General features: G+C 71.3%; 13 protein-coding genes. 12 read left to right on the top strand and 1 reads right to left on the bottom strand.

Annotation, left to right across the window (positions count from 1 at the left end; translation table 11 throughout):
* Positions 1 to 13: 13 nt before the first annotated feature.
* Complete coding sequence (locus VF139_13365; protein HEX6852381.1) at positions 14 to 1,690, bottom strand: sensor domain-containing diguanylate cyclase; 1,677 nt, start codon at positions 1,688 to 1,690, stop codon at positions 14 to 16.
* Between the two features lie 182 nt (positions 1,691 to 1,872).
* Between VF139_13365 and VF139_13360 the strand changes: the two genes are divergently transcribed.
* The 12 genes from VF139_13360 to VF139_13305 are packed head-to-tail and all read left to right on the top strand — an operon-like array spanning position 1,873 to position 18,584.
* Positions 1,873 to 3,714 (top strand): DUF255 domain-containing protein, encoded by a 1,842-nt coding sequence (locus VF139_13360; GenBank protein HEX6852380.1) that lies wholly within the window; start codon positions 1,873 to 1,875, stop codon positions 3,712 to 3,714.
* Positions 3,711 to 4,589: an S-methyl-5'-thioadenosine phosphorylase gene (gene mtnP, locus VF139_13355; GenBank protein HEX6852379.1), complete on the top strand. Its 879-nt coding sequence runs from the start codon at positions 3,711 to 3,713 to the stop codon at positions 4,587 to 4,589. The genes VF139_13360 and mtnP overlap by 4 nt, the downstream gene beginning before the upstream one ends.
* A 4-nt stretch (positions 4,590 to 4,593) precedes the next feature.
* The gene (locus VF139_13350; protein ID HEX6852378.1) at positions 4,594 to 5,508 is read left to right on the top strand and encodes a PfkB family carbohydrate kinase; all 915 of its coding nucleotides are present in this window, start codon (positions 4,594 to 4,596) and stop codon (positions 5,506 to 5,508) included.
* Positions 5,509 to 5,556: 48 nt separating this feature from the next.
* Positions 5,557 to 6,033, top strand: a complete 477-nt coding sequence (gene ribH, locus VF139_13345) for a 6,7-dimethyl-8-ribityllumazine synthase (GenBank protein ID HEX6852377.1) — start codon at positions 5,557 to 5,559, stop codon at positions 6,031 to 6,033.
* A 14-nt stretch (positions 6,034 to 6,047) separates the two neighbouring features.
* Positions 6,048 to 6,467: a transcription antitermination factor NusB gene (nusB, locus tag VF139_13340; protein HEX6852376.1), complete on the top strand. Its 420-nt coding sequence runs from the start codon at positions 6,048 to 6,050 to the stop codon at positions 6,465 to 6,467.
* Positions 6,464 to 6,991, top strand: coding sequence for an LPS assembly lipoprotein LptE (lptE, locus tag VF139_13335; GenBank protein HEX6852375.1), 528 nt, complete (start codon positions 6,464 to 6,466; stop codon positions 6,989 to 6,991). The genes nusB and lptE overlap by 4 nt, the downstream gene beginning before the upstream one ends.
* Positions 6,991 to 8,046 (top strand): DNA polymerase III subunit delta, encoded by a 1,056-nt coding sequence (gene holA / locus VF139_13330; protein ID HEX6852374.1) that lies wholly within the window; start codon positions 6,991 to 6,993, stop codon positions 8,044 to 8,046. Before lptE ends, holA begins: the two co-directional genes overlap by 1 nt.
* Positions 8,043 to 9,590: a glutamine-hydrolyzing GMP synthase gene (guaA, locus tag VF139_13325; GenBank protein HEX6852373.1), complete on the top strand. Its 1,548-nt coding sequence runs from the start codon at positions 8,043 to 8,045 to the stop codon at positions 9,588 to 9,590. The genes holA and guaA overlap by 4 nt, the downstream gene beginning before the upstream one ends.
* A 15-nt stretch (positions 9,591 to 9,605) precedes the next feature.
* Positions 9,606 to 13,103 (top strand): DNA polymerase III subunit alpha, encoded by a 3,498-nt coding sequence (dnaE, locus tag VF139_13320; protein ID HEX6852372.1) that lies wholly within the window; start codon positions 9,606 to 9,608, stop codon positions 13,101 to 13,103.
* Positions 13,104 to 13,160: 57 nt separating this feature from the next.
* The gene (gene metK / locus VF139_13315; GenBank protein HEX6852371.1) at positions 13,161 to 14,312 is read left to right on the top strand and encodes a methionine adenosyltransferase; all 1,152 of its coding nucleotides are present in this window, start codon (positions 13,161 to 13,163) and stop codon (positions 14,310 to 14,312) included.
* Entirely contained in the window at positions 14,309 to 15,601 is a 1,293-nt protein-coding gene (gene ahcY / locus VF139_13310; GenBank protein HEX6852370.1) for an adenosylhomocysteinase, read from the top strand. Before metK ends, ahcY begins: the two co-directional genes overlap by 4 nt.
* A 10-nt stretch (positions 15,602 to 15,611) precedes the next feature.
* A complete protein-coding gene (locus VF139_13305; protein HEX6852369.1) occupies positions 15,612 to 18,584 on the top strand; it encodes a tetratricopeptide repeat protein in 2,973 nt (990 codons plus the stop codon).

Raw genomic sequence — 18,584 nt, 5'->3', positions numbered from 1 at the left:
TTGCTGTCCCCATTTACGCCGCGAAGGCGACGACGCGGTCCCGGCCGGAGCGCTTGGCCTGGTAGAGCGCCTGGTCGGCGCGCAGCAGCAGGGCCTTGAGGTCCCCCGTGTCGTGGTCCGGATAGGCCGCGAGCCCGATCGACACCGTCGAGCGCACCGTCCCCCCGCCGATGTCCGCGCTGAGGGCGCCGATCGCCGCCCGCAGACGCTCGGCGATCGGCTGCGCGCCCGCGAGGTCGGTCTCGGGGAGCAGGAGGCAGAACTCGTCGCCGCCGTAGCGGCACGCGAGGTCCGCGCCGCGCAGGCGCGTGCGGATCGTCTGCCCGAGCGCGCGCAGGTAACGATCGCCGGCGAGGTGACCGTGGCGGTCGTTGATCGTCTTGAAGGCGTCGAGGTCGAGCATCAGCACCGCGAACGATCCGCCGTAACGGGCGGCACGGGAGTACTCCTCCTCGAGGCGGCGGAAGAAGTAGTCGCGCAGGAACAGGCCGGTGAGGGAGTCCACCGTCGCCATCGCGTAGTGGCGCGCGTTCTCGAGGGCGACGGCGGCCTGCTGGGCGATCGTCGTGAGGACCGAGAGGAGATGGTCGTCATAGGCGTGCGGGCGGCGGCTCTGGATCGACAACACTCCCACGACGCGGTCCTCGACGATGAGGGGGACGGCGAGCGCGGATCGGATCCCGGGCTCGACGACCGTCGGGCGGAACGGGAGCCCGGGCGTGGGCTGCGTGAAGTCCTCGACGAGGATGCCGCGCTTGTTGCGGACGATCCAGGAGGCCAGCCCCTCGCCGATCGGAAGGACCGACACCCGCGAGTCCTGGCCCCGCTCGGCGCGGTGGAGGACGCGAAGCTCGTTGGTGTCGCGATCGACCAGCGCGAGGAAGAAGAAGTCGACGTCGAAGATCTTGCGGCACTCCCGCTCGATGATCCGGCAGACGCGATCGGGCTCGAGGGAGGAGAGGATCTCGCGGCCGATCGCGTGGAGGGTCGCGAGCTCGGTCACCCGCGCGGCGAGGGCCTGGTTCGCCGCATGCAGCTCGCGGAAGGCGCGGTCGAGGGCGCGCAACGCGTACCCGCCGAGGACGATCACGCCGGCGAGCGCGCCGAAGGCCAGGGGCGTTCCGAGCTCGAGCTGCACGAGGAGCAGCCACGCGAGGGCGGGGTTGAGGACCTCGAAGGCGAGCCTCCCCAGCGCGGGACGCGTGAGCACCTCGCGGGCGTTTCCGGCGGCGAGCGCCAGGAGCACCCGGGCCGCGATCGCCGTCCCCTGGAACAGGACGAAGGCCGCCACGACCTCGATCAGCCCGCGCAGGCCCAGGTGCGCGCTCGCCGGGGGGAACGTGCGCAGCGCGACCGTGAGCGTGGCGAGCGCGGCGAAGTTGGCCGCCGCCTGGGAGATCCCGGACCCCGAGATCCCGGAGAGCCCGCCGCCGCGCGCCGCGAGCGCGGCGGCGCCGAGGACGAGGAAGGCACCGGCGGGCGGCAGGTGCAGCGCCGCCACGAGGAGGAACGCCGCGGTCACCCGGATCGGCCGCGAGCCGGCACGATGGCCGCCCAGGCGCGCGGTGGCGGTCGCCGCGAGCACGAGCGCCGCCAGGACCGCCCCCTTCTCCAGGAGCGCGGGCAGCGTCTCGACCAGGCGCGGGAGGACGGGCGTCAGCGAAGCCGCCAGGACGACTGCGGCGGTCACGCGGGCGACGGTGCGAGAGGGTGACGTCTGCATAGGTATCCGGACCGTCCCCCCGATTCGCGCCGGCGAATCCGGCATCAAAGGTACAGCCCAAATGGCTGGACGCAATGCGTTCCTTGACAGGTCTCGGAGCCCCCCGAATAATCGAACCTTTCCCGACGAAGGATGCGAGGGACGGGCTCATGCGACCTTGGACGGCAGCAACCGCGCTGGCGCTCGCCGCCGCGACGGTGCAGGCGCAGACCACGCCATCCGAGCCCCCGAAGCTCCCGCCGATCCTGCAGGGCGTCGACCTCGACAAGCCTGCCCAGGTCGCCTTCGCGGAGTGGCCCGCGGCGCCGTACATCGAGCGCCTCTACCCCACGCCGTGGTCGCCGGCGACCTTCGAGCGGGCGCGGCTGTTCGGTCAGCCGATCATGCTGTACCTCGGAGTTCCGTGGAGCGCGCCCGCGCGCAAGATGCTCCGGGAGAGCTTCTCCGACGCGACGGTGCTGCGCGAGCTCAACGCCAAATACATCACCGTCGTCGTCTCGGCCGACCGCCGCCCCGACGTGAGGGAGCGTTACCAGACCGGCTCGTGGCCGGTGATCTCCCTCCTGCTCTCCAACGGCATGCCGATGCTCACGCAGAACAACCCGCAGAAGGTCGCATTGCCGATCAACTTCGGCTACACCTCCCCCGAGAACACGCGCCTGCTCCTCTCCGAGGGGCGCATCTACTTCGAGAAGTGGGCGGGGCTGCTCGGCGGCGTCGCGGACATCTACAAGGACCGTCTGCGGGTCGACCCCCCCGAGGCGGCCGCTCTGGAGCCGTCGGCGTCCGACTCGCTCGCGCGGTGGCTCGTCGGAAACGCCGACGCACGGCTCGGAGGTTTCGGAGCCGCGCCCAAATACGTCCTGCCGTGGCTCGCGGAATACGCCTCGCTCCGGGACGACCGCGGTCGCGCGGACCTCGCGCCGATCGCGCGGCGCACCCTGGTCCAGCTCGTCGCGTCCCCGATGTGGGACGACGCCGAGGGAGGCGTGCGTCGCCTCGCGGCCGCCCCCGACTGGGGAGAGATCCAGCGGGAGAAGATGCTGACGGGGAACGCGGAGCTGCTGCGCGACCTCGTCTTCGCGCTCCGCCGCGAGCCGTCCCCCGAGCTGCGCGGCGCGGTCGAGGGGATCGCCCGGTTCCTGACGCAGCGCCTGGCGCGTCCCTCCGGCGGCGGGTTCCGCAACGCGGCGTTCCCGGACGAGAACGGGACCCTCCAGGTCGATCCCCTGGTCCTTTCGGGCCCGAACGCGCTCGCCGGCGCGGCGCTGCTGCGCGCGGGGGCGCTGCTCGGCGACCCCGCGCTGGAGAAGGCGGGACGCGAGGCCGTCGAGCTGGTTCTCGCCAAGGCTTACGCCGCGGGACGGGGCGTGGGCCACGTGGTCGAGCCCAATCCCGAGCAGCACCGTTTCCTCGTGTCGCAGGCGGACTGCGCGTTCGGCCTCGTCGACGCGTACGAGTCCACCGGGGACGTCCGTTATCTCGACGCCGCGGCGAGCCTCGCGGAGTTCGTCACCGCGAACATGTTCCAGGGATCGGAGGTCGCCGCGCGCGACTTCCTGCCGATCGAGCCGACCGCGGGACTGCTGTCGAGCCCGCGGTGGCCGATGCCCGACAACGTCCTGCTCGCGCGGACGATGACGCGCCTGGCGATCCACGGGCGCGGCGACGTCTGGCGCCCGCGCGCCTCCGGGCTCGTGGGGGCGTTCGGGCGGGACCCGTCGGCGTATTACACCCGGGGGATCGACGTCGGAGTCGCCCTGGAGGAGCTCGGTCGCGATCCGCTCGTCGTGACGATCGACGGCGATCCCTCCGATCCGGCGACCCGCGCGCTCCGCCGCGCGGCGCTCAACCTCCGCCCCGCGTGGGTCGTCGTCCGGAACGGAAAGCCGGACGCGCCCCCCGCGGCGTCGATCGCCCGCGGGAGCGGGCAGGGGAGGCGCGTCACCGACCCCGCGGCCCTCGCTCGGGCGGCCGAGGAGAGCCGGTGAGCGGGGCGCCCCGGGCGGAGGTCGGGATCCTCGGGGGGAGCGGGCTGTACCGGATGTCGGGGCTCGAGGACCCCCGCGAGGTTCACCTCACGACGCCGTTCGGCGATCCGTCGGACGCCCTGGTGGTCGGGAGTCTGGAGGGACGCGACGTCGCCTTCCTGGCGCGGCACGGCCGCGAGCACCGCATCCTCCCCGGCGAGATCAACTTCCGGGCGAACCTCTACGCGCTGAAGATGCTCGGCGTGACGCGGATCCTCTCCGCGTCCGCCGTCGGCTCGATGCGCGAGGACGTCCATCCCCGCGACGTCCTGCTGCCCGATCAGTTCATCGACCGCACCCGCGGGAGGATCTCGACCTTCTTCGGGGACGGCGTCGCGGCCCACGTCACCTTCGCCGACCCGATCTGCGAGCCGACCCGCCGGGTGCTGCGCGACGCCGCGCGCGCCGCCGGGGCGACCGCGCACGACGGCGGCACCTACCTGTGCATGGAAGGGCCGGCCTTCTCCACCCGCGCGGAGTCGCGCCTGTATCGGACCTGGGGGGTGGACGTCATCGGGATGACGAACCTGCAGGAGGCCAAGCTCGCCCGGGAGGCGGAGATCTGCTACGCCACGCTGGCGCTCGTCACCGATTACGACTGCTGGCACGAGGAGGAGGAGGACGTCTCGGTCGAGGCGCTCCTCGGGAACCTGCGCGCCAACGCGGAGGTCGCGGAGCGGACCCTCCGCCTCGCGGTCGCCGCGCTCCCCGCGGAGCGGTCGTGCGGCTGCGTGGACGCGCTCCGGTTCGCGTTGATCACCCCCCCGGCGGCGATTCCGGCCGCGGCGCGCGCGCGTCTGGCCGCGATCCTCGACAAGTATCTCGGCAAGGAGTGACCCGATGGCGATCCTGGTGGCGGGAACGGTGGCGTTCGATTCGGTGCGGACGCCGTTCGGCGCGGCCGAGCGGATCCTCGGCGGATCGGCGGCCCACTTCGCCGTCGCGGCCTCCTATTTCGCGCCGGTCCGTCTGATCGCCGTGGTCGGCGAGGACTTCGGCGACGAGCACCTGGTCCCGTTCCGCGAGCGCGGCGTGGACCTCGCCGGGTTGAAGCGGCAGGCGGGGAAGACCTTCTTCTGGAGCGGCGTCTACCACGACAACCTCAACGACCGGACGACGCTCGAGACGCAGCTGAACGTGCTCGCCGACTTCGACCCGGTCGTCCCCGAGGCGTGGCGCTCGACCCCGGTCGTCTTCCTGGCCAACGTCGATCCGGACCTGCAGGCGCGGGTCCTCGACCAGGTCTCGCGTCCGGCCCTCGTCGCCGCCGACACGATGAACTTCTGGATCGAGGGGAAGCCGGAGTCGCTGCGACGCCTGCTCTCGCGCGTGGACCTGCTGCTCGTCAACGACGGGGAGATCCGTCAGCTCACGGGCCGTTTCAACCTCGTCGAGGCCGCGGAGGCGGCGCGGGCGCTCGGGCCCTCGGTGGTCGTGGTGAAGCGCGGGGAACACGGGGTGCTCGTGTTCGAGGGGGACGCGGTCTTCGCGCTGCCGGCCTTCCCGCTCCGGCGGGTGGTCGACCCGACCGGGGCGGGGGACGCGTTCGCCGGCGGTTTCCTCGGAGCGATCGCGGAGCGGATCGATCGGGGGGAGCGCGACTGGCGCCGGGCGGCCGTGCTCGGGTCGGTCCTCGCCTCCTACCAGGTCGAGGCGTTCTCCCTCGACCGGATCCGGCGACTCGGACCGGAGGAGATCCGGGACCGGTTCCGCGCCTTCCAGGACCTCACGCGTTTCGGCCCCCTCGCGGACTGACGCCGCGATCCCCTATACTCGGCCCTTCTCCCGTGTCGGAGGCCACCGATGTCCCACCACTTCCCCACCGTCGAAGGCCGGCTCGACGCCCAAGGGATGCGCGTCGCGCTCGTCGTGTCGCGCTGGAACGACCTCGTTTCCGTCCGCCTGCTCGCCGCGGCGGAAGACTGCCTCGAGCGCCACGGGGCGAAGGCGGAGGATTGCCGCGTGGTGCGCGTTCCCGGGTCCTGGGAGATCCCGCTCGCGGCCCAGCGGCTCGCGGCCTCGGGCGCGTTCGACGCGGTGGTGGCGCTCGGGGCGCTCGTGCGGGGGGAGACGCCGCATTTCGACGTGCTCGCGGCGGAGGTTTCGAAGGGGCTCGCCCAGGCGGCGCAGCAGACCGGAAAACCCGTGATCTTCGGCGTCCTGACCACCGACACGCTGGAACAGGCGATGGACCGCGCCGGCGGCAAGGCCGGCAACAAGGGCTGGGACGCGGCGCTGGCGGCCATCGAGATGGTGGACCTGCTGCGCCGCCTCGGCTGAGCGAGGAGCGGCGATTGGGCGGACGCCGGCGCGCTCGGGAGAACGCGCTCCAGATGCTGGTCCAGATCGACCTCGCGGGCGACACGCCCGCGCAGGTCTTCGAGCATTTCTGGGAAGGGCAGATCGAGGCGGACGCGTCCACACGCGCCTTCGCGGAGCGCCTGGTGAACGGCGTCGTCCGGGAGCGCCCCCGTCTGGACCGCGCGATCGCCGAGCAGGCGCGGAACTGGCGGCTCGAGCGGATGGCGGTCGTCGACCGCAACGTCCTGCGCGTGGCGGTGTGGGAGCTGCTGTTCGACCCCGAGACCCCGCCGCCGGTCGTGATCGACGAGGCGGTGGAAGTCGCCCGGCGGTTCGGAAGCGAACAGTCGGCCTCGTTCATCAACGGCGTGCTCGACGCGATCCTCCGCGCGCACGGAGCGCCGGGCCCGTGAGGCGGATCGCCGCATGCGCCGCGCTCGTCGCCTTCGCGGCGACGGCGACGTCGTGCGGGTACCGACTCGCCGGCGCGAACGCCAATCCCTCGATCCCGGCTTCGCTCAAGGTCGTCGCGGTCATCCCCTTCGAGAATCAGACCAAGCGCCCGGAGATCGAGCAGCGGGTGACCGAGGAGGTCGCGCGCGAGCTGAGCAAGCGCGGCGGGTACGACGTGGTCACCGATCGCGACACCGCCGACGCCCTGCTCGAGGGGGCGGTCATCGGCTTCGAGACGAGCCCGGTGCAGTTCAACGACCAGGGTCGCGCGACCCGCGTCGAGACGGTCGTGCGCCTGCGCGCCACCCTGCGCGACGTCCGCTCGGGGAACCCGATGTGGAGCCAGGACGGGCTCGTCTTCCGCGAGCAATACGACGTGGACGAGAACGAGGCGAGCTTCTTCGATCGCGAGACGCTCGCCCTCGACGAGCTGGCGCGGGGGGCCGCCGGGGCGCTGGTCGCCTCGATCTTCGAGGGGTTCTGATGGCGCGCTCGCGCGCCGAAGGGCCCTGGGGCCGGGTCGTCGCCGCCTCGGCGGCGCGCGAGGCCGAGAAGGGATGGCCCGCGGGACTCACGACGCTCACCGGAGCGGATCTCTACCATCTCGATCTCGCGTTCGAGGCGATCGTCGGCGCGCTGGCCCCCGACCGCGACGACCCGTTCGCGTACACCGTCCTGCGCGACGGCCGGCTCTCGCCGGCCGAGCTCGTCGACCGGGCGGCGTCCCGGGGGATGTTCGCCTCCTCGAGGATCGTCGTGTTGCGCGACGTCGCGGTCCTCGACGGCGATCCGGAGCCGCTCCTCCGGTACGCCGCCGATCCGCCGGACGCGAGCTGGATCCTGATCCGCGCGTCGCGCCTCGACCGCAAACGCAAGCTCCACCAGGCGGTGTGCTCCGGACGCCTGCTCGAGTTCCGTCCTCCCGAGGGAGAGGCCGAGGCGCGGGAGTTCCTCGAGGTCCTCTCCGCGCTCGCACGCGAGCGCGGCCTGCGGCTCGACGCGCGCGCCGCGGCGTGGGTAGCCGCGGGGAGCGAAGGGGACCTCCTTCGCGCCCGCGCGGCGCTGGACCAGCTGCGCGACGCGTTTCCGGGCGCGACGGCGCCTTTGACCGAAGCGCAGGTCGCCGAGATCGTGTCGGCGTCGGAGTCGGCGACCGGATGGGAGCTCGGGGATCATCTGGTCTCCCGCGACACCGCCCGCGCGCTCGCCGACGCCCGCCGCTACGAGTCGATGGGTCAGGAGGCGATCAAGATCGTCGGCGGCCTCGCCTGGCGGGCGCGTTCGCTCGTGTCGGCCAAGGGGCTCGAGGCGAGAGGGGCGCCGTTCGACGCGATCGTGGGCGCCGCGCGGGCCTGGGCGTGGAAGGAGGCGTTGCGCGCGGCGCTCCGGCGCTGGCCGGCCTCCGACGCGCGCGCCCTCCCTTCGCGCCTGCTCGCCGCGGACCGGACGCTGAAAAGCCGCCAGGCGCCGCCGTACGCCGCCGTCGAGCGCCTGATCCACGAAACCGCCTCGGACGATCCCGGAAGGAAGCCCCGATGAGCCGCAGCCACGAGACCGTCCTGATCTTCGATTTCGGCTCGCAGTACACCCAGCTGATCGCGCGCCGCGTGCGCGAGCTCGGCGTCTACTGCGAGGTCCTGCCGTTCCACGCCGCGCCGCGCGCGATCGCCGAGCGGCGGCCCCGCGGGGTGATCCTCTCGGGCGGGCCCGACTCCGTCTACGCCCACGGCGCGCCGCACGTCGAGAAGGAGACGCTGCTGTCGGGGGTCCCCACGCTCGGGATCTGCTACGGCATGCAGCTGATGATGTTCAAGCTCGGGGGGCGCGTGACCCCCGCGTCGGGCCGGGAGTTCGGCCCGGCGACCGTGGAGGTCCTCTCGGCGGATTCGCTCCTGCTGAAGGGGCTTGGGCCGGTCGAGAAGGTCTGGGCCAGCCACGGCGACCACGTCGAGGCGCCGGCTCCCGGCTTCCGCAGGATCGCCTCGTCGCACAACGCGCCGATGGCCGCCGTCGAGGATCGCGATCGCGGCCTGTACGGCGTGCAGTTCCACCCGGAGGTCGTGCACACCGAGCACGGACGCACGGTGCTGCGGAACTTCCTGTTCGACGCGTGCGGCTGCCGGGGCGACTGGACGATCGCCTCGTTCGTGGAGGAGGCGATCGCGGAGGTCCGGCGCACCGTCGGGGACAAACGCGTGATCTGCGCGCTGTCGGGGGGCGTCGACTCGGCGGTGATGGCGCTCCTGCTCCACCGCGCGATCGGGGACCGGCTGACGTGCATCTTCGTGAACAACGGGGTCCTCCGGAAGGGCGAGGCCGCGGAGGTGCTCTCCGCCTTCCGCGAGCGCTACCGCCTCGAGGTGCGTTACGCCGACGAGGCCGACCGGTTCCTCTCGCGTCTGGCCGGCGTGGCGGACCCCGAGCGCAAGCGGAAGATCATCGGCGCCACGTTCATCGAGGTGTTCGAGGAGCAGGCCAAGGCGGTCGACGGGGCCGAGTTCCTCGCCCAGGGGACGATCTACCCCGATCGGATCGAGTCGGCGGAGGTCTTCGGGCCGTCGGCGACGATCAAGACCCACCACAACGTCGGGGGGCTGCCGGAGCGGATGCACCTCAAGCTCGTCGAGCCGCTGCGCGACCTCTTCAAGGACGAGGTCCGGCGCCTGGGAACGGAGCTCGGGCTCGACGCCGGCTTCGTCTCGCGCCACCCCTTCCCCGGGCCGGGGCTCGCGGTGCGCGTGCTCGGGGAGGTCACCGCCGAGCGCGTCGCGGTCCTGCAGGAAGCCGACGCGATCTTCCTCGAGGAGCTTCACCTCTCCGGTTGGTACGCCAGGACCTCGCAGGCGTTCGCCGTGTTGCTCCCGGTGAAGAGCGTGGGCGTGATGGGGGACGGGCGCACGTACGAGAACGTCGTCGCGCTGCGCGCGGTCGAAACGGCCGACTTCATGACCGCGGACTGGTCGCGGCTTCCCTACGACGTGCTCGCGCGGGCGTCGAGCCGGATCGTCAACGAGGTCCGCGGGGTGAACCGGGTCGTGTACGACGTGACCTCGAAGCCGCCGGGGACGATCGAGTGGGAGTGATAGCATCCCGCCGTCATGACCGGACCCGGCTTCGTCCACCTGCACAACCACACGACCTATTCCATGCTCGACGGGGCGCAACGCCTCGACGAGATGTGCAGGCGTGCGGCCGACGACGGGCAGTCGGCGCTCGCGATCACCGATCACGGCAATCTGTTCGGCGTGCTCGAGTTCGCGCGTGAGGCGCGCGCCGCGGGGATCCGCCCGATCCTCGGGATCGAGGCGTACGTCGCCCCGGGGTCGCGCCACGAGAAGGGGGTCGCGGCGGGGGCGCCGCGCCAGAAGCCGTATCACCACCTGATCCTGCTCGCGGAGTCGTACGCCGGATACAAGAACCTCGTGAAGCTCGCGAGCGCGGGGTTCCTCGAGGGGTTCTACTACCGGCCGCGCATCGACAAGGAGCTGCTGGCCTCGCACCGCGAGGGGCTCGTGTGCCTGTCGGCGTGCCTGGCGGGCGAGGTGCCCACGCTCCTCCGGCAGGACCGGATCGACGAGGCGCGGCGGGTCGCGGGGGAGTTCCGCGATCTGTTCGGCGAGGGAAGGTACTGGCTCGAGCTGCAGGATCACGGCCTCGTGGAGCAGCGCAAGGTCAACGACGGCGCGAAACGGCTCGCCGCGGAGCTCGGCATCCCGCTCGTCGCGACCAACGACTGCCACTACCTCCTCCCGGACGACCACTTCGCGCACGACGTGCTCGTGTGCATCCAGACCGGAAAGACGGTCCACTCCGGCGACCGCATCCGTTATTCGCCGCAGCACTACCTGAAGTCGGGCGCCGAGATGCGCGAGTTGTTCGCCTGGGCCCCCGAGGCGATCGAGAACACCCTCGCCGTCGCCGAGCGGTGCGACTTCGCCTTCGAGAAGCGGCAATACCAGCTCCCGGATTTCCCCGTCCCCCCGGGATACGACATCGACGGGTACTTCGAGAAGATCGCCCGGGACGGGTTCGCCGAACGGGAGGCGATGTGGCGGGCCGAGGCGTCGGCGGGGCGGCTGCGCCACGAGCCGCGCGACTACCGGGAACGCCTCGACCGCGAGCTGCGGATGATCCGCGACATGGGCTTCGCGGGGTACTTCCTCATCGTCTGGGACTTCATCCGCTTCGCGCGCGAGAGCGGCATTCCGGTCGGCCCGGGCCGCGGATCGGCGGCGGGGTCGCTCGTCGCGTACTGCATGAAGATCACCGACATCGATCCCATGCAGTTCGACCTGCTCTTCGAGCGTTTCCTGAATCCCGAGCGCATCTCGATGCCCGACATCGACATCGACTTCTGCTTCCGCAAGCGGGAGCGGGTCATCGACTACGTCACCGGGAAATACGGCCGCCCCAACGTCGCGCAGATCATCACCTTCGGGACGATGGCGGCGCGGGCGGTCATCCGCGACGCAGGGCGGGGACTCGAGATCCCCTACGCGGAGGTCGACCGGATCGCCAAGCTCGTGCCGCAGCAGCCCGGACAGGAGGTCACGATCGAGAAGGCGATGGCCGAGGTCCCGCAGCTCAAGCAGGCCTACGACCAGGACGCCCAGGTGCGCCAGCTCCTCGACGTCGCCCAGCGCCTCGAGGGGCTCGTGCGCCACGCCTCCACCCACGCGGCGGGAGTCGTCATCGCGCCCAAGCCGATCGTGGAGTTCGCGCCGCTGTACAAGGGGCAGGACGACGCGATCACCACGCAGTTCTCGATGTCCGACCTCGAGGAGATCGGGCTCATCAAGATGGACTTCCTCGGGCTGAAGACCCTGACCCTCATCGACGACGCGGTCGCGTCGATCGAGCGGGCGACGGGGAGCCGCCCGGACATGGACCATCTTCCGATCGACGATCCGAAGGTCTACGAGCTGTTCGGCCATGCGCGCACCGCCGGCCTCTTCCAGTTCGAATCGGAGGGGATGCGCAACATCCTCCGCCGCCTCAAGCCGGACCGCTTCGAGGACCTGATCGCGCTGAACGCGTTGTACCGGCCGGGGCCGATCGGCGGCGGCCTGATCGACGACTTCATCAAGCGGCGCCACGGGAAGATCAAGGTCGAATACCCGCACCCGTGGCTGGAGGAATCGCTCCAGGAGACGTACGGCGTCATCGTCTACCAGGAGCAGGTGATGCAGATCGCCTCGCGCATGGGCGGCTACTCCCTCGGCGAGGCCGACATCCTGCGGCGCGCGATGGGCAAGAAGAAGAAGGAGGTCATGGCCGCCGAGCGCGAGAAGTTCGTCGATCGCGCGGTGCGGCAGGGCGTCAAGGGGGGCGACGCCGGGAAGGTCTTCGATCTCATGGAGTTCTTCGCCGGGTACGGCTTCAACAAGTCGCACTCGGCCGCGTACGCGCTCGTCGCCTACCGGACGGCCTGGCTCAAGGCGCACCACCCCGTGCACTTCATGGCGGCGCTGTTGACCACGGAAAAGGGGAACACGGACAAGCTCGTGCACTACGTGGCGGAGTGCCGGGAGATGGGGATCGAAGTCCTGCCCCCCGACGTGAACGCCTCCGACCTCGACTTCTCCGTGGAGGGCGACAAGGTCCGTTTCGGCCTGTCGGCGATCAAGAACGTGGGGGAGGGTGCGATCGCCACGATCCTCGACGCGAGGGGGCGGCTCGGGAGATTCCGGTCCCTGCACGAGCTGTGCGGGGAGATCGACCTTCGCGCGGTCAACAAACGCGTCCTCGAGGCGCTCGTGCAGTCGGGGGCGATGGACTCGCTCGGAGGGAAACGCAGCGCGCTCGCCGCGGCGATCGACGGCGCGATGGACTGGGGGGCGAAGCGGCGGGACGATCGCGAGTCCGGGCAGGCGAGTCTGTTCGGCGGATCGGGATCCTCCCCGGAAGCGCCGCCTCCCGCGCTTCCGGACCTTCCCGACTGGGACGACGCGACCCGCCTGGCCAACGAGAAGGCGACCCTCGGCTTCTACGTGACGGGCCACCCGCTGGAGAGCTTCAAGGACCTGCTCCAGGACTTCGCGACCCACACGACGGCGACCCTCCGCGACGCGCCGTCGGGAGGGGAGGTCGCGGTCGGCGGGATCGTGACCGACCTGCGCAAACGGAAATCGAAGAAGGGGCAGTGGTGGGCCTCCCTGCAGCTCGAGGACCTCGACGGCCACGTCGAGACCCTCGTTTTCCCCAAGACGTTCGAGGCGTCGCAGACGCTCCTCGAGAACGGCCGGGCGCTTCTCGTCACGGGGCGGGCGGAGAACGAGGACGGGCGCGTCCGGCTGACGGCGGACGACGTCATGGTTCTCGACGACGCGCGGGAAAAGAAGGCCCAGGCGGTCCAGGTGCGCCTCGAGGACGGGGATCTCGACGACGGGACGATCCGGCGCCTGAGGAAGGCGCTCGAGGGGAGCCCCGGGGAGCTGCCGGTCTATCTCGAGCTCGTGCGGCCGGGGCGGTTCCGGATGGTCGCCCGCGCGGAGCCTTCCATGCGCGTCGGCCCCTCGACGCGGCTGATCGCGGCGGTGGAAGAGGTCCTGGGGCCGGGCCGGCTGCGCTACCGGGCCCGTGTCATGGGGCGTTGAGGCGGCTTTCGGCCGGGTGATACCATCCCCCGCCTTTTATCGACGAAAGGAGCCGGCATGCCGGTCCAGGGCCGCCATCTGTTCTCGTCCGAATCCGTTACCGAGGGGCACCCCGACAAGGTCGCGGACCAGATCTCCGACGCCGTCCTCGACGCCATCCTCGATCCGGATCCTCTCGGGCGGGTGGCGTGCGAGAGCCTGCTCACGACGGGGCTCTGCCTCATCGCCGGCGAGATCTCCACGACCACCTACGTCGACCTTCCGAAGGTCGCGCGCCGCACGATCGAGGAGATCGGCTACACGGACGCCGCCTTCGGGCTGGACGCCCGCAGCTGCTCCGTCCTGTCGGCGATCGACGAGCAGTCCCGCGACATCGCGATGGGCGTCGACACCGGGGGCGCCGGCGACCAGGGGATGATGTTCGGCTACGCCTGCCGCGAGACCGACGAGCTGATGCCCATGCCGATCATGCTCGCGCACCGGCTGACCCAGCGCCTGGCCGAGTGCCGGAAGCGCGGCCTGGTGGAGTTCTTCCGCCCCGACGGAAAGTCGCAGGTCACGATCGAATACGACGGGCCCGCCCCGATCCGCGTGGACACCGTCGTGGTCTCCACGCAACACGCGCCGTCGGCGACCAACGCGCAGATCGAGGAAGCGGTCCGGGAGACGGTGATCAAGGCCGTGATCCCGCCGCACCTGCTCGACGCGCGCACGCGCGTCCTCGTGAACCCGACGGGACGCTTCGTCGTCGGCGGGCCGCACGGCGACACGGGGCTCACCGGCCGCAAGATCATCGTCGACACCTACGGCGGCATGGGGCGTCACGGCGGCGGCGCCTTCTCGGGGAAGGACCCGACGAAGGTCGACCGCTCGGCGTCGTACATGGCGCGTCACGTCGCGAAGAACATCGTCGCCGCGGGCCTCGCCGATCGCGCGGAGGTCCAGCTCGCCTACGCCATCGGCGTCGCGGAGCCGGTCTCGGTCCTCGTCGACACCTTCGGGACCGGCAAGGTCCCGGAAGCCTCGATCGAGCGCGCCGTCCGGGACGTCTTCCAGCTCACCCCCAAGGGCATCATCGAACATCTCGACCTCCGCAAGCCCATCTACCGGCGCACCGCCGCGTACGGGCACTTCGGCCGTCTCGAGCCAGGGTTCACCTGGGAGACGACCACGCACGCGGAGGCCCTTTCCCGCGGAGTCAAGGCATGAAGAACAAGGTGGTGGGCGCGAAGAACCGTTTCGTGCCCCATGACGTCAAGGACCTCGGACTCGCCGCCGAAGGACGCCGCCGCATCGAATGGGCGGACCGCAGCATGCCGGTGCTCGGCAGCATCCGCGAGCGCTTCGCCAGGGAGAAGCCCCTCGCCGGCCAGCGCGTCGCCGCGTGCCTGCACGTGACGACCGAGACGGCGAACCTGATGCGGACCCTGGCGGCCGGCGGCGCCGAAATCTACCTGTGCGCCTCGAACCCGCTGTCGACGCAGGACGACGTCGCCGCCGCGCTCGTCGCGGAATACGGCATCTCGACCTACGCCGTGAAGGGCGAGGACAACGCGCGTTATTACAGCCACATCATGGCCGCCATCGACGCCAAACCGACGATGACCATGGACGACGGCTGCGATCTCGTGACCATGCTCCACACGGACCGCAAGGAGATGCTCGGGACGGTCGTCGCGGGCACCGAGGAGACCACGACCGGCGTCATCCGCCTCAAGGCGATGGCCAAGGACGGCGTCCTGCAGTATCCGGTGATGGCGGTCAACGATGCGATGACCAAGCACTTCTTCGACAACCGCTACGGGACGGGGCAGTCCACGATCGACGGGATCGTGCGCGCCACGAACGTCCTGCTCGCGGGAGCGACGGTGGTCGTCGCCGGCTACGGCTGGTGCGGCAAGGGCATCGCCAAGCGCGCCCAGGGGCTCGGGGCGAACGTCATCGTCACCGAGATCGATCCGATCCCGGCGATCGAGGCGTGCATGGACGGCTTCCGGGTGCGGCCGATGGCGCAGGCGGTCCGCGAGGCCGACGTGATCGTCACCGTCACGGGGAACAAGTCCGTATTGCGCGGCGAGCACTTCGCGAAGATGAAGGACGGCTGCATCGTCTGCAACTCGGGACACTTCAACGTCGAGATCGACATCCCGGCCCTCGGGAAGCTCGCGCGCAAGCGCCGCATGGCGCGGGAGTTCGTCGAGGAGTTCGAGCTCAAGGACGGCCGCCGTATCTATCTGCTCGCCGACGGCCGCCTCGTGAACCTGGCGGCCGCGGAGGGTCACCCGGCCTCGGTGATGGACATGAGCTTCGCGAACCAGGCGCTCGGCGCCGAATACATGGTCCGCAACCACGCGAAGCTCGGGCGCGTCGTGATCACGGTGCCGGACAAGATCGACCGCGAGGTTGCACGCCTGAAGCTCAAGTCCAACGGCGTCTCGATCGACAAGCTGACCGCGGAGCAGAAGCACTACCTCGCCTCGTGGAGCGAAGGCACCTAGCCCCGGCTCCATGCGACGGACCCGCCTCGCCGCCGCCGCCCTGGCGCTTGCCGCCGTCTGGGCGGCGGCCGGCGTCCGCCGCGTCGATCCCTCCGTCGAATTCGGCGTCCTGAGAGGGGCCGGTCCCGGGCTCCCGCGTCTGGTCGAGCGTGGGCTCACGTGGGCCCCGCCGGGCCTCGTGCGCCTGCAGCGCCTCCGTCTGGCCGGGACCGAGCGCGAGCTTCCGGGGCGCGACGTTCTCGCGCTCGTCGCTCCGGACGGGGCGCGCTTCGGCCTGAAGGGTCGCGTCCGGATGGCCCCCGACCCTTCCGCCTGGCGCCGGCTCCCGGATACGGGGGCCGACGCGACGCTCGTGGAGGCCTCGCGCGTGGCGGCGACGCCGCTCCTCCGGCTCCGGGATGCGCGACGCGACGCGTCCCGTGCGGAGCGGGAGTTCCGGTCGGAGCTCTCCCGGCAGCTCGCGGAGCTGGGCTGGCGACTCGAGGACCTTCGCCTGGAAGGGCTCGATCTGCCCCGCGTTCCCGCGGACGCCGCGGTTCCGCTCGCCCGCCGCCGGCTTCTCCTCGTGGGCCTCGACGGCGCGGACTGGGACCTCGTCGATCCGCTGCTCGCGGCGGGAAGGCTCCCGAACCTCCGTCGCCTCGTCGAGAACGGAACCCGGGCGAGGCTGCTCTCCATCTCCCCGATGATCTCCCCGGTGATCTGGACCTCCGTCGCGACCGGCGTCGAGCCGATCCGTCACGGGATCCTCGATTTCCTCGCACCCGCCGGATCTCCGCGCGCCGGGCAGCCCGTGACCAACGAGTCCCGGAAGGTCCCTGCGATCTGGAACCGGCTTTCGGACGCCGGCGCCCGCGTGGGCGTCACGGCGTGGTGGGCCAGTTGGCCGTCGGAGCGCGTGAACGGGTACGTCGTTTCGGACCGCGTCGCGTACCAGCTCTTCGGTTTCCGGCCCGAAGCCGCGACCGGCGAGGGGAAGACCTGGCCCCCGGAGTTGTGGGAGACGGTCCGTCCGCTGGTTCGCGAGCCCGCGGACGTCCCGTGGACGGAAGTGCTGCGCTACCTCGACGGGCCTCGGCGCGAGGAACGGGAGTTCGATGCGGCGGAGCGAGAGCTGCTCGACGGCCTTCGCACGCTGATCGCATCCGGAGACACCTACCTCGGCGCGGCCCTCGCCGCGCGGCGCCTCGGGGCGCCCCCGGACCTCGAGATCGTCTACTTCGAGGGAACGGACACGGTCGGCCACCTCTTCATGCCGTACCGGCCGCCGCGACTCTCCGGGATCAGCGAGGCGCGCGCGACCGCCTTCGGCTCGGTGGTGGACCGGTACTACGAGACCGCCGACGCGCATCTCGGCCGGTTGCTCGAGGGGCTCGGCCCGGAAACGACCGTGCTCGTCCTGTCCGATCACGGCTTCGTGACCGACGCCTCCCGCCCTCGTCTCACGGATTCGAGGATCGGCCACGGTCCCGCAGCGGACTGGCATCGGAAGTTCGGCGTCCTCGTGCTTTCGGGGCCGGACATCCGCGCGGGGGTGCGGCTCGAGGAGGCGGGCGTCTACGACGTGGCGCCCACGATCCTCGCGCTGTTCGGTCAGCCGATCCCGGAGTCGTGGCCGGGCCGGATTCTCGCCGGGGCGATCGATCCCGCGTTCTTCGAACGCCATCCCGTCGCGTTTCGTGAGGACGTGGAGCCTCCGGCATCCGCGGCCGCGGTCACGGCAGCCGGGATCGCCGATCCGGCGGCGGAGGACCTGAAGGCGAAGCTCGAGAGCCTGGGGTACCTCGGCGGCGGGGCCGATCGCGGGGGCCCCGCGCCCGCGCTCTCCGAGTCGAACAACCGGGGCGTCGCGTTGCTCAACGACGGCCGGTACGCGGAGGCGGAGGCGGCGTTCCGCGCGGGGCTGGAGGCGAGCCCCGGGCACCCCATGCTGCTCGTGAATCTCGGCTCCTCCCTCCGGTTGCAGGGACGACACGCCGAGGCGGCGGAGGCGTTTCGGCGCGCGTTGTCCGCGCCGGAGGCCCGACGCGCCGCCGGCATCCAGCTCGCCCAGATGCTGCTCGACGACCGGGACTTCCGGGGCTCCGAGCGCGCCGCGCGGGAGGTGATCGCGGCCGAGCCGGAGGCCTGGGAGGGGTACAACGCCCTGGGCCTCGCGCTCGACCGGCTCGGTGACGCCCGGGGCGCGGAGGCCGCCTGGCTTCGCTCCGCGAAGCTCTCCCTCGCCGCGGCGGAGCCCCGCAACAACCTCGGGAACTTGGCGCGCCGACGGGGGGACGGCGCGACGGCGGAGCGCTGGTATCGCGAGTCGATCGAGGCCGATCCCTACTTCATGGGCGCCTACAACAACCTCGCGCTGGCCTACCAGGAACGAGGCGACCTGGCGTCGGCGATCGATCTCTACGAACGCGCCCTCGAGAAGTCCCCGCGAAACGCGATCGTGCAGAACAACCTCGCCAGCGTTCGATACGCTCAAGGCGACCTCGAGGAAGCCGCGCGACTGTGGCGAGGGGCGGCGGAGTCCGATCCGAAATACGCGTCCCCGCGGAACAACCTTGCCGGGATCGCGATCGCGCGTGGGAATCTCGAGGAGGCGGAGCGGTGGCTGCAGGAGGCGCTCGCGCTCGACCCTGAATACGGGGACGCGCGGGTCAACCTGGCGCTCGTGCACCGCGGCCGGGGGGACGACGCCGCCGCCAGGACGGAGCTCGCGCGGGCGGCGCGCGATCCCCGGGCGCGGGCGACGGCCCTCCTGCACCGAGGGGAGTTCGAGCTCGCGAAGGGGAGGGCGGGGGAGGCGCGGATCGCCTTGGAGCTCTTGACCCGGGAGACACCGAGCCTGGTCGAGGGCTGGAACCTCCTCGGGGAGGCCTACCGGAGGGAAGGGCGAGTCGCCGACGCCGCCGCCGCATGGCGAAAGTCAATCGAATTAGAGCCGAATCAACCGAATATCAAGATAGAGCTAAATAAGCTCGAAATGTAG

It is taken from the genome of Candidatus Polarisedimenticolaceae bacterium (assembly GCA_036376135.1).
Taxonomy (GTDB): Bacteria; Acidobacteriota; Polarisedimenticolia; order Polarisedimenticolales; family DASRJG01; genus DASVAW01.
The sequence above is the reverse complement of the archived record's forward strand: the minus strand, read 5'-3'. Positions and strand labels throughout refer to the sequence as shown.

Excerpts from the sequence above, each read along its gene's own strand:
- VF139_13360 (HEX6852380.1), top strand. The coding sequence starts at position 1,873 with ATGCGACCTTGGACGGCAGCAACCGCGCTGGCGCTCGCCGCCGCGACG.
- VF139_13350 (HEX6852378.1), top strand. The coding sequence starts at position 4,594 with ATGGCGATCCTGGTGGCGGGAACGGTGGCGTTCGATTCGGTGCGGACG.
- ribH (HEX6852377.1), top strand. The coding sequence starts at position 5,557 with ATGTCCCACCACTTCCCCACCGTCGAAGGCCGGCTCGACGCCCAAGGG.
- holA (HEX6852374.1), top strand. The coding sequence starts at position 6,991 with ATGGCGCGCTCGCGCGCCGAAGGGCCCTGGGGCCGGGTCGTCGCCGCC.
- guaA (HEX6852373.1), top strand. The coding sequence starts at position 8,043 with ATGAGCCGCAGCCACGAGACCGTCCTGATCTTCGATTTCGGCTCGCAG.
- dnaE (HEX6852372.1), top strand. The coding sequence starts at position 9,606 with ATGACCGGACCCGGCTTCGTCCACCTGCACAACCACACGACCTATTCC.
- metK (HEX6852371.1), top strand. The coding sequence starts at position 13,161 with ATGCCGGTCCAGGGCCGCCATCTGTTCTCGTCCGAATCCGTTACCGAG.
- ahcY (HEX6852370.1), top strand. The coding sequence starts at position 14,309 with ATGAAGAACAAGGTGGTGGGCGCGAAGAACCGTTTCGTGCCCCATGAC.
- VF139_13305 (HEX6852369.1), top strand. The coding sequence starts at position 15,612 with ATGCGACGGACCCGCCTCGCCGCCGCCGCCCTGGCGCTTGCCGCCGTC.